Here is a 15712-nt window from a genome sequence, read left to right as displayed (position 1 = left end):
TTACTTCGCTTCGCGCGCAAGCGCCGCGATGCCTTCGACGAGACGCTCGGCATCCGACATGCGCGAGAAGAGCGCGGGCGTCACGCGGACGACTTCGCCCGCGTCGGGGCCGGGCCGCGTCACCGTGAAGACGCCGAAGCGATCGCGCAGCGCGGCGACGATCGCATCGCAACCTGCTTTCGTCGCGCGCCCGTTCAGGCGGAACGCAGTGATGCCGGCGGTCATCGACGGATCGTGCGGCGTCAGGATCTGCACGCCGGGAAGCTCGCTCGCGGGCTTCGCCCAGGCATCGCGCAACGCACGCAGACGCGCTTCCTTCGCCTTCGCACCGATGCGCCGATGCACGTCCAGCGCCGACGGCAGCGTGAACCACGCGGCGAAGTTCGGCGAGCCGGTGTGCACGCGCGCGCGGATATCGTCGGCGGGCCAGGAGCGGTCGCCGAGATACGGATCGATCGACGCGACATGTCCCTTCCGGATGTAGATCGCGCCGCAGCCGAGCGGCGCGCCGATCCACTTGTGCAGGTTCAGCGCGGCGAACGGCGCGTTCAAGTCGGGCACGTCGAAAGCGAGTTGCCCCCACGAATGCGCGGCATCGACGATCACGTCCGCGCCGGCTTCCTTCGCCATCGCCGAAATCTCCGCGACCGGGATCACGAGGCCCGTCGCGAAGCAGACGTGCGACAACAGCACGAGCCGCGTGCGCGGATGCGCGCGCAGCGCCTTCGCGTAGGTGTCGAGCACCGCTTCGCGCGTCGCGGGCTCCGGCATCGTAATACGCACGGGCGTGACGCCGCGCCGCTCGCGCAGCCATTCCATCGCGTCCTTGCCGCACGGGTAATCGAGATCGCTGTAGAGCACCGTGTCGCCCGGCGCGAGGCGGTTGTAGCCGCTGATGAGCGCGAGCAGCGCTTCGGTCGCGTTGCGGGTCAGCTCGATCTCCTCGACCGCGCAGCCCATTTCCATCGCGACGCGCTCCCGCAAACCCTGATACAGCGACATCAGATGCGGGCGGATCAGAAGCGTCGTCTCGCGGTTCACGCGCTCGGTCCAGTAATGGAACATCGCCTTGACCGGCTCGGTCATCGCACCCCAGAAGCCGTTCTCAAGGTTGATGAGCTCGTCGGAGTGACGCCACAGCGCGCGCACCGCATCCCAGTAGCGTTCGTTCGTGGCGAGACCGGCGGTTGGCGTCGGCGGAAGCGTCGCGAGCGCATCGGCGAATCCGGGCGTGCGCTGATCGAGGATCTCGGGCATCGGAATGTAGAAGTTCGTGGAAAGAAAATGAAATGCTTACCTAACTTCGCGCATCTGTATGGTAACGGTATTACCGAACGTCGTGGACAAAGTGCAGACTATTTGCATCTTTTCCCTTCAGTCCAAAAATCGTGAGCCGTAATCAGCTTTAGAGCGTCGCGCATCTTTTGCGCTCGATCGTTCGCTCGCGTAGCAGTATGCCGCGCGAAGCGATCACACGGACGCCGTATGTCCCCCGAACGGACCCTGAGAGAACCCTGAAAATGAACCTCAAGAACATCACGATCAAGAACAGGCTGATCGCTGGCTTCGGCATTCTGGCGGTGCTGGTCGTGCTGGTGGCAGGCATGTCGCTGCGCGCGCTGTCCGTCGCGACGGACGGCTTCGCGGACTATGTCAACGGCATCAACGCGCGCGCCGATGTCGCCGGTCAGATTCGCACGGCCGTCGACCGCCGCGCGATCGCCGCGCGTAATCTCGTGCTCGTCACGAAACCGTCCGATATCGAACTCGAGCAAGCCGAAGCCACGCGCGCCCACGAGGACGTGCAGGCGCGCCTGAAGCAACTCAACGACATGCTCGCCAGCGCGAGCGATACGAGCGACAAGGCGAAGAGTCTTGCCGCCGAAATGATGCGCGTGGAGGCGCTGTACGGTCCCGTCGCGACGAAGATCGCCGGGCTGGCGCTCGCGGGCAAGCACGAGGAAGCGGTGACGGCGCTCGACGACGAGTGCCGTCCGCTGCTCGCGCAACTCGTCAAGGCCACCGACGACTACGCGGCCTACACCGCGACGCGCCGCGAGGAAATCGTGCGCGCGGATCAGGCGAGCTATCGGACGCAGCGCAACGTGCTGATCGCGCTATGCGTGGTGGCGGCGCTCTTCGCGGTGATCGGCGGCGTGCTGGTCACGCGCTCGATCACGGCGCCGATCGGCGAGGCGGTCGGCATCGCGCAGACGGTGGCGCGCGGCGATCTGACGAGCCGCATCGTCGCGAATACGAAGGACGAAACGGGCGATTTGCTGCGCGCGCTCGCCACGATGAACGCGCGCCTCACCGACATCGTGAGCCGCGTGCGCGAAAGCAGCGGCGCGGTCGGCGGCGCGGCAAAGGAGCTCGCGACCGGCAATACCGATCTGAGCCAGCGCACCGAAGAGCAGGCCGCTTCCCTGCAGGAGACGGCGGCGAGCATGGAAGAGCTCACGTCGACGGTGCGTCAGAACGCCGAGAACGCGCAGCAGGCGAGTTCGCTTGCATCGAACGCGTCGGATATCGCGAAGAAGGGCAGCGATGTCGTCGGCCGAGTCGTGAACACGATGAACGGCATCAGCGACAGCTCGGACAGGATCGCGGATATCACGGGCATCATCGAGGGCATCGCGTTCCAGACCAACATTCTCGCGCTCAACGCGGCCGTGGAAGCGGCGCGCGCGGGCGAGCAGGGCCGCGGTTTCGCGGTCGTCGCGAGCGAAGTGCGCAGCCTCGCGCAGCGTTCGTCGACGGCGGCGAAGGAAATCAAGGAACTGATCGCCGATTCGGTGGGCAAGGTGCGCGACGGCTCGCTGCTGGCAAGCGAAGCGGGCACGACGATGGCCGAAGTGACGCAGGCCGTCGCGCGCGTGACGGACATCATGCAGGAGATCGCGGCGGCGTCCGCGGAGCAGGGGCGCGGCATCGAGCAGGTGAATCTCGCGATCACGCAGATGGACGAGGTCACGCAGCAGAACGCCGCGCTCGTCGAAGAAGCCGCCGCCGCCGCGACGTCGCTCGAAGAGCAGGGGCGCAGGCTCAACGAGGCGGTCGCGTTCTTCACGGTGGAAGGCGCGGCGGCTGCGATCACGCAGGCCGCGCCGCGCGTGGCGCACGCGCCGCGCACGCCGGTTGCGAAACCCGCGCCGCGCGTCGCTCAAGCGGCCGTGGCGCAGCCCGCCACCGCCGACGGCTGGAGCACGTTCTGACGCCGCTTCAGGCGTTCACGTCGACGATCACGCGCCCCTTCACCTCGCCGCGCAGCAGACGCGCGGCGACGTCGGGCGCATCGGCGAGCGGGATCGTCGTCGCGACGCTTTCGATGGTCGCGACCGGCACTTCATCGGCGATTGCCCGCCACGCCGCGATGCGCCGCTCGCGCGGCACGTAGACGCTGTCCACGCCGAGCAGCGCGACGCCGCGCAGGATGAACGGCGCGACCGACGCCGGCAGATCCATGCCTTGCGCGAGGCCGCACGCGGCGACTGCGCCGCCATAGCGCAGGCTCGCGCAGATGTTCGCGAGCGTGTGACTGCCGACGCAATCGACGGCCGCCGCCCAGCGCTCTTTCTGCAGCGGCTTGCCCGGCTCGGAAAGCGTCGCGCGCTCGACGATATCCGCCGCGCCCAGTTCGCGCAGCCGCGCGGCTTCCTCGGGACGGCCCGTCGACGCGATCACGCGATAGCCGCGCTTTGCCAGAATCGCGACCGCGAAGCTGCCGACGCCGCCGTTCGCGCCCGTCACGAGCACGTCGCCGTCCTGTGCGCCGATGCCGTGCTTTTCCAGCGCCTGCACGCAAAGCATCGCGGTATAGCCCGCGGTGCCGACGGCCATCGCCTGGCGCGTCGTGATGTTCGCGGGCAGCCCGATCAGATGAGCGGCGCTCACGCGCGCCTTCTGCGCGAGCCCGCCCCAATGCGTTTCGCCGGCGCCCCAGCCGTTCATCACGACTTTGTCGCCGGGCTTGTAATTCGGATGCGAACTCGTCTCGACGACACCCGCGAAGTCGATGCCCGGCACCATCGGCCAGGTGCGTACGACGGGCGCCTTGCCGGTGATCGCGAGTCCGTCCTTGTAGTTGAGCGTGGAGAAGTCGACGCGCACGAGCACGTCGCCGCCATCGCCGGATGAAGCGAGTCGGGCTTCGTCGATCGACTGAATGGACGCGACCGTGCGGTCGTCCTGTTTGTCGAGGATGAGGGCTTTGAACATCGGCTGGCTCCGGTTGAGTTCGGGCGAGGCGGCGCGCGGCCGCCCCGTCAGGCACTACGGCGAATCAATGATGCTCGAATTGCGCGCGCGGAATCGGCGTCGCCTTCACCTTGTTGTACTGGAACTCGGGCAGCGCCTTGATCGCCTCCTTGGTCGCGCCCGCGAGCACGAACTGGCCGTTTTTCACGTCCAGTTGCTCGATCGGAATCGCGACGTCGTGACGCGCCACGCCGAGGAACTTGTTAGCGGCGATGATCGCGAACGAAACGGACTTGTCGGGCGCGACGATGATGTCGTTGATGACGCCGACGCGTTGTCCCTGTTCGTTGACGACCGGCTTGTTCAACACGGATTTCTTGATGCTCCAGCCATCGATGATGGCGGTCGATACTTCGACGGATACGCCGAGCGGCTGCGTGCCTGCGACTTGGGCGAACGATGCCGTGGAAGTCAGGCCAAGTGCCGACGATGCAACGAGCAGTGCCACGAGTTTCGATTTCATTGGTTCGATTCCTCAAAGGATTGGGGCAATCCGGTTCAATTGAAATGCGCGATTCAAGCTTCCAGCGCGGTAGAAGTTTGAACGTTTATCGTGGTTTCTGCAGGAACGGTGTCAGGTGGCGTCGCGCGCACTGCAATAGTGCGAACGTGCGGTGCGCGCGGTCAATGCGAGATCCGCTTGAGCGCGTCGCCTTTGTGAACGGCGCGCTTGCCGCTCTTGTCGCTTTCGACTTCGAAATGCGGATCGTCGTGCGATGCGTTGACCGTGTGGCCGTCGAGCGTCGTGCGCTCGGTGACGATGCGCACGATGCGGCCCGTCGTTTCGCCTTGCGGCGTATTCCAGCGGACGTGATCGTGCAGCTTGAAGGATTGGCCCATGGCTTGCGCTCCCGGAAAAAGTGGACGTTTCCCGAAGCGCAACGGCCATGCCCGTCATGTCAGGCGGGAAAGCGTCGCCTCGTCGGGCTGGCCGTCGAAATATCGGCGCAGCGCTTCTTCGAAGACGGCGGGATCGTCGGCGGTGTGCGCGAAAAGGGTCATCGACGAATGGAATTTCATGTCGTCCGGATAGCCGAAAATCTGCCCGGCAGTGCGTCCCTGCAGCCCGTTGACGATGCGCGTCAGCTCGACGAGCCGCGCGCCCAGCACGGGATGCGCGAGATAGGCGCGGGCTTCGTCGCGCGACGAAATCGCGTAGTGCTGCGCCATTGCGCTGTGCCCGAGGCCGACGATCTGAGGGAACACGAACCACATCCAGTGCGTGCGCTTGTGGCCGGCGCAAAGCTCGGCGCGCACGTCGTCGATGACGCTTTCCTGTGCGTCGACGAAACGCTGCAGGTCGTACGGATCGCTCATGCTCATCTCCTTACGCGACCGCATCGGCGATGCGCTTTCGCATCGCTTCATCGGGATAGTTGCCGATGCCCGCGCGCGCGTTATCGATCATGTATTCGCGGCGTCCGGTGCCGGGGATCACGCAGGTCACGGCCGGGTTGCCCAGCACGAACTTCAGCAGGAGCTGTGCCCACGACGTGCAGCCGATTTCCTGCGCGACATCCGGCAGCGGCCGGTTGCGCAGGCCCGCGAGCAGCGATCCGCCGCCGAACGGCTGATTCACGATGACCGCGACGCCGCGCTCGGCGGCGAGCGGCAGAAGGCGCGCTTCGGCATCGCGGTCGTTGGCGGCGTAGTTGATCTGCACGAAATCGATGCGCTCCGAGCGCAGCACCGCCTCGACCTGCGCAAACGCGCTCGACGTGTAATGCGTGACGCCGATGTAGCGGACCTTGCCGGCGGCTTTCCAGTCGCGCAGCGTGGCGAGATGCGTGCGCCAGTCGAGCAGATTGTGGATCTGCATGAGATCGACGCGATCGGTCTGCCACAAGCGCAGCGATTGCTCCATCTGCGCGATGCCGGCCTCGCGTCCGTCGGTCCAGACTTTCGTCGCGATGAACGCTTTGTCGCGCGTATGCGATTGCGCGAGCAGCGCGCCCGCGACGGCTTCGGAGGAGCCGTACATCGGCGATGAATCGATTACCGAGCCGCCCGCGGCGAAAAGCGCGCGCAGGACCTCGGCGAGCTCGCGGCGGCGGGCGGGGTCGTCGCCGGCGTCGAAGGTGCGCCAGGTGCCGCAGCCGATGACGGGCAAAGGCTCTTTCGTCGACGGGATCGGGCGGGTGTGCATGGGTTGGGCTGCCTGTGCCGTGTCGAATGCCTGCGTGGCGAGCGCGGCGGCGGTGAGGCGGAGGAAAGCGCGGCGGTTGGGCATGGGCCGGGCGATGTCAGCGGTAGAGTTTGCATAGTAGAGAACATCGGGCGATCCGTTTCGAACGTTCGTCAGCGAACGCGCAATCCGACGCCGATGCTTTCATCGGCACAGCCCAGTGCCACCCACGATTCTTTCTCTCCCCGAAACGCCTTTTGACGCAAAGTGCCTTCCCCCATTGGGCCGATACATCTACCTTGGATTGACGCTTTTTTGCGCTCGTGATGCATCGGGGAACTAACATACCGCCTCCCGCCCGCAGCCTTCCTACAAAAAATCAGCATGGCCGATATCGACAACATACGAGACATGGCGCCGCTCGACCTCATCCGCACTTTGCGAGCAGCAGGACGCGCCGCCGAAGCCTGTGCGCTCGCCGCGCAACTCGCCGCGTCGGCGAACCCGGATTGCTGGCTTGCCCAACTCGGCGTCGACCTCAGCTTTCTCGGGATGCACGCGCAAGCCGAGGAATTCCTGAAGCTCGGACTCGAAGAGCCGCTTTCGCAGGCCAATCGATACGCGCTGACCGAAGAGCTATGCATGGTGCAGTTCGCCCTCGGCAAGTTTCACGAGGCGAACGAACGCTATCGCACGATCCGCGGCAGATCGTATGCCGAAGTCTTTCATCAACTCGTTCTCGAATCCGATCCCGATTGGGCCGGCGCGCTCCCGGACAAGCTGCTCGGCATGGACGAGTCCGTCGCGGGCAAGCGAATTTTCATTTCCGCGGAGGGCGGCTTCGGCGATTTCGTGCAGTTCTCGCGCTACATCGACGCGCTGCTGCGCGAAGGGGCGAGCATGATCGTCTCCGAGCAATTTTCGGGTTGGGAGGAAGTCTTCCGACAGAGCGAGCAGGTCAAGCTGTCGATGGCGACGCAAGAGCAGCGCGCGGCCGAACTCGCGTGCTGCGATCGCGTGACCTTCGGTTTCAGTCTCTACGCGCGCTATCAACGCTCGCCATACTTTCCGATGGAAAATCCCGCCGCGCGCATCGCCATCGATCCGGCCAAGCGTTTGTCCGATGACGCCAATGCGCTGTTGAACGTCGAAACGACGCGCCCGAAAATCGGCCTGATCTGGAGAAGCGCGAGTGGCGTGCGGCACGAACCGTATCGTTCGATGCCGCTTCAGCGGCTCGAATCCTTGCTGACGAATCAGGCTTGTCAGTTCTGTTCGCTGCAAGTCGGCGAACTCGGCGACGACGAACGCGCGATCATGAACCGCCACGGCGTGACCGATATCGCGCCGCATCTCTCGACCTTCGGCGACACGGCCCGCGTGCTGGAGAAGCTCGATCTGCTCGTCACCATCGATACAGGCACGGGGCATCTCGCCGGCGCGCTGAATCGGCCGGTGCGGGTGTTGCTGTCGCGGGCCTGCGACAGCCGCTGGCTCGACTGTCAGCGCTTCACGCCGTGGTATCCGTCGATGCGGCTCTATCGTCAGACCGAACTGGGCGACTGGACGCAGCCGCTCGCCGATCTCTGCGCCGACCTCGCATCCTTCAGTGCTTCTTCAGCGCCGGCGCCGTCCGCCGAAAGCCCCTGAAGCGCTCGCGCCGATGTTCCTCGTCGAAGTGCGCGCGTGCGGGCTTCACGAGATCGCTGCGCGACACGATGCCGACGAGCCGCCGCGACGCCTCGTCCGCGACCACCGGCAGGCGCTCCAGTTCATGCACGGCGAGACGCGTCGCGGCAAGGCGGCACGGCTCGCCCGGCAGCGCGAACGCCGGCGCGCCGTGCTCCATGCGCTGCAAGGCATCGCCGATGCTGACGCCCGACTGCGCCACCGGCGACGCCCCGATCAACGTCGCGAGCGACGCCCGGTCCAGCATGCCGACGAGCACGCCTTCGCGCACCACCGGATACGCCCGATGCACCTGTTGCGGCCCGAAATGCTTCGCGAGCACGTCGGAAAGCGGCGTGGCGGCGTCGATCGTCAGCACGTCGCGCGTCATGACTTCATCGACGTGATGGCGCTCCAGCGGATCCACGCCGTATTCGCGATAGATGTGATAACCGCGCCGCGCGATCTTCTCGGTCATGATCGAGCGCTTCATGACGACGGTCGCGAAGCCGTGCGCGACGAGCGTCGCGGCGAGCAGCGGCAGGAGCGCGTTCGCATCGTGCGTGAGGCCGAAGGCGAAGACGATCGCGGTGAGCGGCGCGCCCAGCGTCGCGCCGAGCGTCGCGGCCATGCACACGAGCGGCCAGAGCGCAGTGTCGTGGCCGGGCAGGATCGCGCCGAGCGCGGTGCCGAGGCCCGCGCCGAGCATCAATAGCGGCGCGAGCACGCCGCCCGAGGTGCCCGAAGCCAGCGCGACGACCCAGATGATCGCCTTCACGGCGAGAATCGACAGCGCCACCTGAATCGCGATGTGCTGATGCAGCAGATCGCCGATCACGTCGTAGCCCACGCCGAGCGCGCGCGGCTCGAGATATCCGCCGATACCGACGATCACCGCGCCGAGCGCCGGCCACCACATCCAGTGAATCGGCAGCTTGTGGAACAGGTCTTCGAGCTTGTAGAGCGCAGCCGACAGCCCCGACGCCAGCGCGCCCGACAACAGCCCGGCCACGAGGCACGAAAGCAGCGAAATCATGTGCGGCGGCGGCGTTTCGAGCGGAAAGAGCGCGCCCGTACCGAACACCGCCGCGCGCGCGAAGCCCGCGACCGCGCAAGCGAGCGCGACCGGCAGAAAGCTGCGCGGCCGCCATTCGAACAGCAGCAGTTCGACCGCGAGCAGCACCGCCGCGACCGGCGTGCCGAACACGGCCGTCATGCCCGCCGCCGCGCCCGCGACCAGGAGCGTCTTGCGCTCCGCGGCGGTCACGTCGATGCATTGCGCGATCAGCGAGCCGAGCGCGCCGCCCGTCATGATGATCGGGCCTTCCGCGCCGAACGGCCCGCCGCTGCCGATCACGATCCCCGACGACAGCGGCTTCAGGATCGCCACCTTCGGCGACATGCGGCTCTTGCCGAACAGGATCGCCTCGATCGCCTCCGGAATGCCGTGTCCGCGAATCTTGTCCGAGCCGAAGCGCGCCATCATGCCGACGATCAGTCCGCCGATCACCGGAATGCCGATCACCCACGGCCCGAGCGTATTGAGCGCGGGCGAGTTGTCCTCGAGCGAAAGCGTGCCGAAGAAAAACAGGTTCGTGAACAGATGGATGAGCGCAAGGAGCACGACGGCCGCGAGCGTGGCGATGCCGCCGATGACGGCGGCGAGTCCGCATATCTTCAGCAGCCGGTCGTTGACCGAAAAGTCACGTTTGTGATGGTCCATGAAGGCGCTCCAGGAATTCAGAAATCGATCTGCGGCACGCGGAACGCGCCATCGAGAGACTTGATCTCCGCGCGATGCAGCGCGGCGAGGCGCGTGAGCACTTCTTCGCCGCGCGCTTCGAGATGCACTCGCACCTGACGGCGATCCTCTTCGCTCTGCGCGCGTCGCACGAGCCCGGCCGCCTCGCAGCGCGTGACGAGCGCCACCACGCCGTGATGATGCGATTGCAGCCGCTCCGCGAGTTCGCCGACCGTTGCCCATTCGCGCCCCGGATAGCCCTTGATGTGCAGGAGCAGCAGATATTGCAGCGGCGTGATGCCTTCGTTCTGCGCGGCCTGCTCGGAGAAGCGCTCGAAGCGCCGCATCTGATAGCGGAATTCGGACAGTTGCTCGAAGTCCGGCTTGTCGAGTTTGCGCGGAGTGTTCATCGGATTTCAGTGGACGCGCTCAGGCGGTCTTGCGCTCGCCCGCGAACGATTGTCGATAGAGGCCGGAGATCAGATCGGCTTCGGTGATCATGCCCGCGAGCTGATCGTGCGCGCCGACCACCGGAATGTGGTGATGCCCCAAGTGCGCGAACATCGGCACCAGATCGGCGATGGCGGTGCTCGTCTTCACGGTGCAGACGTCGGTTGTCATCAGCGAGGCGACGAGCGGCGGCGTCGTCGACGGGCCGCGCATCAGCCGCTCGATCGCCTGCTGCGCGCGTTGCCCGATGCCGTCGCGGCGCACCGGCGCCAGGTCCGCGCGCGTGACGATGCCGCACACGCGGCGCGTCGCGTCGATCACCGGCAGCGCCTTCACCTGATGCCTGTCGATGAGCGCGAGCGCCGCCTGCGCGCTCGTCTCGGGCGTGACGGAGACGATCGCGCGCGACATGATGTCGGCGCACGTGAACTCCGTGAACCGGCGCGCGTAGGCCTGCAACTGCGCTTCGCGAAGCAGCGCTTCGAGATCGTCCGGATCGACGTCGAGCAATTCGCTGCGGCGCGACAGCACGGCCTGCAGGTCGGCGCGCGTGAACGAGTCGGCGCCGGGCGGCGCGACCGCGGGTTTCGGCGCGGCGTGGCCGTGCGGATAGCGATGCCCGGTGAGCGCGTGAAATGCGATCGCCGACACGAGCAGCGCCGCCGACTGGATCGCCACCGGCGCGAACACGAAGCCATAGCCGAGCGCGTGAATCGACGGCCCGCCGAGCACGGCGGTCAGCGCGACCGCGCCCGAAGGCGGATGCACGCAGCGCAGCGCGAACATCGCGCAGATCGCGAGACAGATGGCGAGCGCGGCAGCGTCGACGGGATCGTGAACGAACATCGCGCAGCTGACGCCGACCGTCGCCGACACGATGTTCCCGCCGATGATCGACCACGGCTGCGCGAGCGGACTCGCGGGCACGGCGAAGAGCAGCACGGCGGACGCGCCCATCGGCGCGATGAGATACGGAATCGCGGATGCATCGCCGATCAGCAGATGCGCCAGCCCGCCCGTCAGCGCAATGCCGATCAGCGCGCCGAGCCCCGCGCGCAATCGCTCGGTCCAGCGCAGCGTGACCGGAGCGGGAAGAAAGCCTTGGAGCCAGCGAAGCAATGCGATACGCGTCACTTTTCAGCGTTCCGGGAAGAGTCAGTGGAAGGTCACACTGGCTGGCCGGATCGAGGGCGCGAAAAGCAAGCGTGCGACAATCGTGAAATTGTATCGCAATATGATACAAATTGTCGCGCGCTTCGATTCGTCCCAGGATTCGTCGCACTTTTGATCCGGTTGAACGGGCGTGCGCGGCCGCCATGTCCTCCTGTACGATGAGTTTTCCCTTGCGCGGCGCGGACACTTCGACATGGCACGTCGCAACATTTCCCGGATGGCGTGCTACATCGCGTGCGCGTGGCCGTGCGCGGCGGTCGCGGCGGACGAAGACCCGTCGACGATCGTCAGCGACGTTCACGAGTTCGTCGTCGCGAGCGACGGCTCGCTCACCGAAGACGACATCACCGTGCTGCGCGCGAACACGTCGGCGGGCGTCGACGAAATCGCGCAGCGCTACGTCTGGTATGACAAGAGCGTGTCGAAGGTGGAGATCGTCGAGGCCTATTCGATCGATGCGAGCGGCGCGCGCCACGACGTCTCGCCGGATCAGATCCGCGACGTTCAGGAGCCGCGCTCGGCGGGCGCGCCGACGTTTCAGGACGCGAAACTGCGCGCGGTGATCTTTCCGGCGATGGGCATCGGCTCGACCGTGCATCTGCGTTTTCGCAAGAGCCAGGCGGCGGCGGTCATTCCCGGGCAATTCAACTATTACGTCGATCCGGGGCAGCGGCCCGTCGTGCAGCAGACGCTCGTCTTCGATCTGCCCGCCGACAAGCCGCTTTATGCCGATGCGCGCGGCTATGTCGCCGAGCCGCCCGTCACGGCGAACGGGCGCACGCGTTACGCGTTCACGTACCGGCACGATCGTTTCGCGCGCATCGAAAGCGGCTCCGTGGGCTATGCGCAATACGGCGATCGGCTGATGGTCACGACCTTTCCCGATTACGCGAGCTTCGCGAAGGCCTACCGCGACGCCGCCGCCGATCCGGGCGCGACCGATCCCGCGATCCGCGCGCTCGCGCAATCGCTCACGCAAAACGCCGCCGACGACCGCGCCAAAGCCAAAACGCTCTACGACTGGGTGCGTCACCATATCCGCTACGTCGCGATGTTCATCGGGCAGAGTCCGGCCGTGCCGCATCGCGTGACGGACGTGCTCGCGAATCGCTACGGCGATTGCAAGGATCACGTCGCGCTCTACGGCGCGCTGCTCGATGCCGTCGGCATTCGCAACGAGCCCGCGCTCATCGGGCTCGGTTCGGTCTATACGCTGCCGTCGGTGCCCGGTTACGGATCGGGCGCGATCAACCACATCGTCACCTGGCTGCCGGATCTGAACGTGTTCGCGGACAGCACGGCGGCGAGCGTCGAATTCGGCTTTCTGCCGCTCGCCGACATGGACCGGCCCGCGCTGCTCGTGAATACCGGCGCGCTGGCCCGCACGCCCGCGACGCAGCCGCTCGCGCGCACGGCACGGCTGCAGATCGAGGTCGCGGACAAGGGCGAGGCGAACTTCGCCTACTGGGTCGAGGACGCGGGATGGAGCGCGGAAATCGAGCGGATCAACCTGCGTCTCGCGAATGCGCAACGGCGCGACCAGATCGCGGCGGACCGGCTCCGTTACACGAATCTGCGCGGCGCGGGGGCGTTGACGACGAGCGACGTCGATGCAACCGGCGGCCCGTTCGCGACGACGCTGCGCGGCACGCTCGACGACATCGTCTGGCCGACGGGCACGACGGCATTGCCCGCGCTGTCGAGCCTGTCGGGCGGCATCGCGACCGCGGTGCGCAACTGGCTCGCCGAGCGCACGCGCACGCAGCCGTATCTGTGCATCGGCGGCACGTTCGACGAAACCGCGCAGATCACGCTGCCGAAGACGACGCACGTCGCCGAAGTGCCCGACGATCTCGATCTGACAAGCGATGTTTTTCGTTATCGCGCGCGCTATGTGTTCGATCCGTCGACCAACGTGATCCAGATATCGCGCACGCTCGACGCCCGCTTCGGCAAGCAAGTCTGCACGCCCGACGATTTTCGGGCGGCGCTGCCGCTGCTCAAGAAAATCGAGCGGGACACGCAGGCGCAGATCATCCTGAAAGCGCTGGGCGGATAGACCTCACTCCATGTCCCGCGCGACGCGAAAGCCGTTCTGCGATTGCCGCACGCTCGAGCTGTACTTGAAGCGCGTCGCCGACTGCATGTAGGCCGCGCCTTCGCGCCACGAGCCGCCGCGAATCACGCGCACGCTGCACGACGGATCGTCCCAGGCGCGGCCATCGGCGGGCGCGTTCTTGTAGGAACTGTGCCAGCAGTCGGCGACCCATTCCCAGACGCTGCCGTTCATGTCGTAGAGGCCGTACGGGTTCGCGGCGAACGATCCGACCGGCGTCGGCGCTTCGGGCTTGTACGGATCGCCGCAATCCTTGCAGTCGGCGGTGCCTTTTTTCATCTGATCGCCCCACCAGTACGTCGATTGCGTGCCGCCGCGCGCGGCGTATTCCCATTCCGCTTCCGTCGGCAAGCGATACGGCTTGCCGCCCACCTTGCTCAGCCATTTGACGTAGACCTGCGCGTCGTCCCAGCTCACGTTGCGCATCGGCGCGTTGCCGGGCGGCGTCGATTCGCCTTCGGGCGCGACGCGCGTGCATGCGCCCGCATCGGCGCAGGCGTTCCATTGCTCGACGGTGACTTCGTATTTGCCGATGGCGAACGCACGCCCGACCGACACGCGATGCGGCGGCTTCTCGGCGGGATCGTCGTTGTTGCTGCCCATCGTGAAGCTGCCCGCGGCGATCGGGATCAGCACAGGGCACGCCGGGCAATCCTTGATCTCGCCGCCGCTCGCCGTCTTGGCGGCCGGTTTGGTGGTCACGGCGGCGGGCGGCGCGGCAGGCGCTGCCGCCGTGCTCGGGCGCGGTTTTTCAGGCGCGGCAGCGGTAGCCGGCGCGGACGGCGCGGGCGTCGGCTTCGGCGCGGGTGCGGGTGCGGCCGGTGCGGCGGTCGCGGCAGGTGGCGCGGAAGCGGCGGGCTTTGCATTTCCGGCTGCGCGCAAACGCTCGATGCGCGCCTTCGCGAGCGCCGCGAATCGGCCGTTCGGATAAGCCTTCAAATAGGCTTCGTAATCGCTCGGATAGGTGCTGTCCTTGATCGAATCCCAGAACGTCAGTTCGTACTGCTCGTTGCTGTCTTTCGGCAGAATGCCGCGCGTGCGGACGATGCTGGCGGATTCGGCAGGCACGATGGCGGTCGCGTCCGCTATACGCATGTTCGACGTCGTATCGGCGATGGCGAAGCCGTCATCGAGCGTGGACGCGATCCACGGCCGCTGCGCGCCATGCGATGCCCGCGCGACATCCGATGCCGCCGCAGCGAACGCCGCCGGCGTCACCGATGACCGCGCGCCCAACGCGTGCAGCAACGCCGCGGTATAGCGCCCGTTGCGCGCGTCTTCGGATGCGGCATCGCCCGGCGCAGCCGCATACGCGACGAGCGTGCGCGGCGGCAGCGTCCACGTGCGCGCGCGCGTTGTCTCGAAGGGATCGGTGAGACACATGTCGAGCACGACGATGTTCGCCGCGTCCGGCCGCGCCCGCGTAATGCGCTCGACGATGTCCCGCGCGGAAATCGCATCGCGCACGAGCGTCGCGGGGCGTTGCTCGCGCGCGTCGAGCGGCACGAGCAACGCATCGCCGCCCGCCTGCAATCCGTGGCCGGCGAAATAGACGAGCGCCGTATCGTCGGGGCCGAGGCGCGCGGCGAACGCATCGAGTGCCTGGCGCATCGCGGCTTCGTCGAGATTCGTGCGGCGCGTGACGTCGAAACCGAGCGCGTTCAGGGCGATGCTCATGTCGTCGGCATCGCGCGATGCGCTCGCGAGCGGCCGATCGAGATAGTCGGCATTGCCGATCACGAGCGCGAGATGACGGGGCGCGTGTGCGATCGTCGAGATCGGGGAAGAGGGCGGCGCTGTGACCGATGCCGCGTTCGCTGATACGAGCGTCTGGCCGATCGTCAGGACAACGCTCGCGATAAGAAGAGTTCGCCACATGTTCACACCCTGTCCGTCCGGCTTTGAGTGGAGGGCATCGCACTGCATTCGCGTGCGGTGCCAACGCTTCGGGTACGGCATCAACAACGATAGCACGCGCTCAGACGCCGCTTAATCCCCTGAAAGGAGGTATCCGTCATGAGGTTAATCAAGCCCCCCGCGTGACCGTATCTTTTTTAAACGTTACGTCCTAATCTAAAAACCAGCGACGCAGCATCAGGTAATCCGCATCGCGCTCGAGCACGAGCGTTCGTCCGTGCCCGGAGCGATTTCCCTGGCCCATCCGCGAGGCCTTTCAACGAGA

General features: G+C 66.4%; 13 protein-coding genes. 3 read left to right on the top strand and 10 right to left on the bottom strand.

Features of this window, described 5'->3' with window-relative positions; translation table 11 throughout:
* Window positions 1-1257 (bottom strand): aminotransferase class V-fold PLP-dependent enzyme, encoded by a 1257-nt coding sequence (locus NCS03_RS17780; protein ID WP_250456806.1) that lies wholly within the window; start codon window positions 1255-1257, stop codon window positions 1-3.
* Between the two features lie 263 nt (window positions 1258-1520).
* On the opposite strand from NCS03_RS17780, the gene NCS03_RS17775 reads away from it, so the two are divergent.
* Window positions 1521-3215: a methyl-accepting chemotaxis protein gene (locus NCS03_RS17775; protein ID WP_250529502.1), complete on the top strand. Its 1695-nt coding sequence runs from the start codon at window positions 1521-1523 to the stop codon at window positions 3213-3215.
* A 7-nt stretch (window positions 3216-3222) separates the two neighbouring features.
* On the opposite strand, the gene acuI is transcribed toward NCS03_RS17775, so the two are convergent.
* From acuI to NCS03_RS17750, 5 genes are all read right to left on the bottom strand, one after another.
* Window positions 3223-4218, bottom strand: a complete 996-nt coding sequence (gene acuI, locus NCS03_RS17770; protein WP_250529501.1) for an acrylyl-CoA reductase (NADPH) — start codon at window positions 4216-4218, stop codon at window positions 3223-3225.
* Between the two features lie 64 nt (window positions 4219-4282).
* The gene (locus NCS03_RS17765) at window positions 4283-4720 is read right to left on the bottom strand and encodes a PRC-barrel domain containing protein (protein ID WP_008353227.1); all 438 of its coding nucleotides are present in this window, start codon (window positions 4718-4720) and stop codon (window positions 4283-4285) included.
* A gap of 161 nt (window positions 4721-4881) precedes the next feature.
* Window positions 4882-5097: a hypervirulence associated TUDOR domain-containing protein gene (locus tag NCS03_RS17760; protein WP_034471954.1), complete on the bottom strand. Its 216-nt coding sequence runs from the start codon at window positions 5095-5097 to the stop codon at window positions 4882-4884.
* Between the two features lie 54 nt (window positions 5098-5151).
* Window positions 5152-5574, bottom strand: coding sequence for a DUF1810 domain-containing protein (locus tag NCS03_RS17755; protein WP_250529500.1), 423 nt, complete (start codon window positions 5572-5574; stop codon window positions 5152-5154).
* A 10-nt stretch (window positions 5575-5584) separates the two neighbouring features.
* Window positions 5585-6487 carry an aldo/keto reductase gene (locus tag NCS03_RS17750; protein WP_250529499.1) on the bottom strand — a complete coding sequence of 301 codons (903 nt, stop codon included), beginning with the start codon at window positions 6485-6487 and terminating at the stop codon, window positions 5585-5587.
* Window positions 6488-6766: 279 nt separating this feature from the next.
* Between NCS03_RS17750 and NCS03_RS17745 the strand changes: the two genes are divergently transcribed.
* A complete protein-coding gene (locus NCS03_RS17745; RefSeq protein WP_250529498.1) occupies window positions 6767-8032 on the top strand; it encodes a glycosyltransferase family 9 protein in 1266 nt (421 codons plus the stop codon).
* Here the strand turns inward: NCS03_RS17745 and NCS03_RS17740 are convergent.
* The 3 genes from NCS03_RS17740 to NCS03_RS17730 are packed head-to-tail and all read right to left on the bottom strand — an operon-like array spanning window position 7989 to window position 11375.
* Window positions 7989-9773: a chloride channel protein gene (locus NCS03_RS17740; protein ID WP_175979387.1), complete on the bottom strand. Its 1785-nt coding sequence runs from the start codon at window positions 9771-9773 to the stop codon at window positions 7989-7991. The two genes, NCS03_RS17745 and NCS03_RS17740, sit on opposite strands and share 44 nt — an antisense overlap.
* A 17-nt stretch (window positions 9774-9790) precedes the next feature.
* Window positions 9791-10201, bottom strand: coding sequence for a MarR family winged helix-turn-helix transcriptional regulator (locus NCS03_RS17735; RefSeq protein WP_008353238.1), 411 nt, complete (start codon window positions 10199-10201; stop codon window positions 9791-9793).
* Between the two features lie 19 nt (window positions 10202-10220).
* A complete protein-coding gene (locus NCS03_RS17730; protein ID WP_008353239.1) occupies window positions 10221-11375 on the bottom strand; it encodes an HPP family protein in 1155 nt (384 codons plus the stop codon).
* 256 nt (window positions 11376-11631) lie between these two features.
* Between NCS03_RS17730 and NCS03_RS17725 the strand changes: the two genes are divergently transcribed.
* Window positions 11632-13473, top strand: coding sequence for a DUF3857 domain-containing transglutaminase family protein (locus NCS03_RS17725; RefSeq protein WP_502801528.1), 1842 nt, complete (start codon window positions 11632-11634; stop codon window positions 13471-13473).
* 3 nt (window positions 13474-13476) lie between these two features.
* Here the strand turns inward: NCS03_RS17725 and NCS03_RS17720 are convergent, their stop codons facing one another.
* Window positions 13477-15408, bottom strand: coding sequence for an SUMF1/EgtB/PvdO family nonheme iron enzyme (locus NCS03_RS17720; RefSeq protein WP_250440636.1), 1932 nt, complete (start codon window positions 15406-15408; stop codon window positions 13477-13479).
* Window positions 15409-15712: the final 304 nt, after the last annotated feature.

Source organism: Caballeronia sp. ATUFL_F1_KS4A (assembly GCF_023630905.1).
Classification (GTDB): Bacteria; Pseudomonadota; Gammaproteobacteria; order Burkholderiales; family Burkholderiaceae; genus Caballeronia; species Caballeronia zhejiangensis.
The sequence above is the reverse complement of the archived record's forward strand: the minus strand, read 5'-3'. Positions and strand labels throughout refer to the sequence as shown.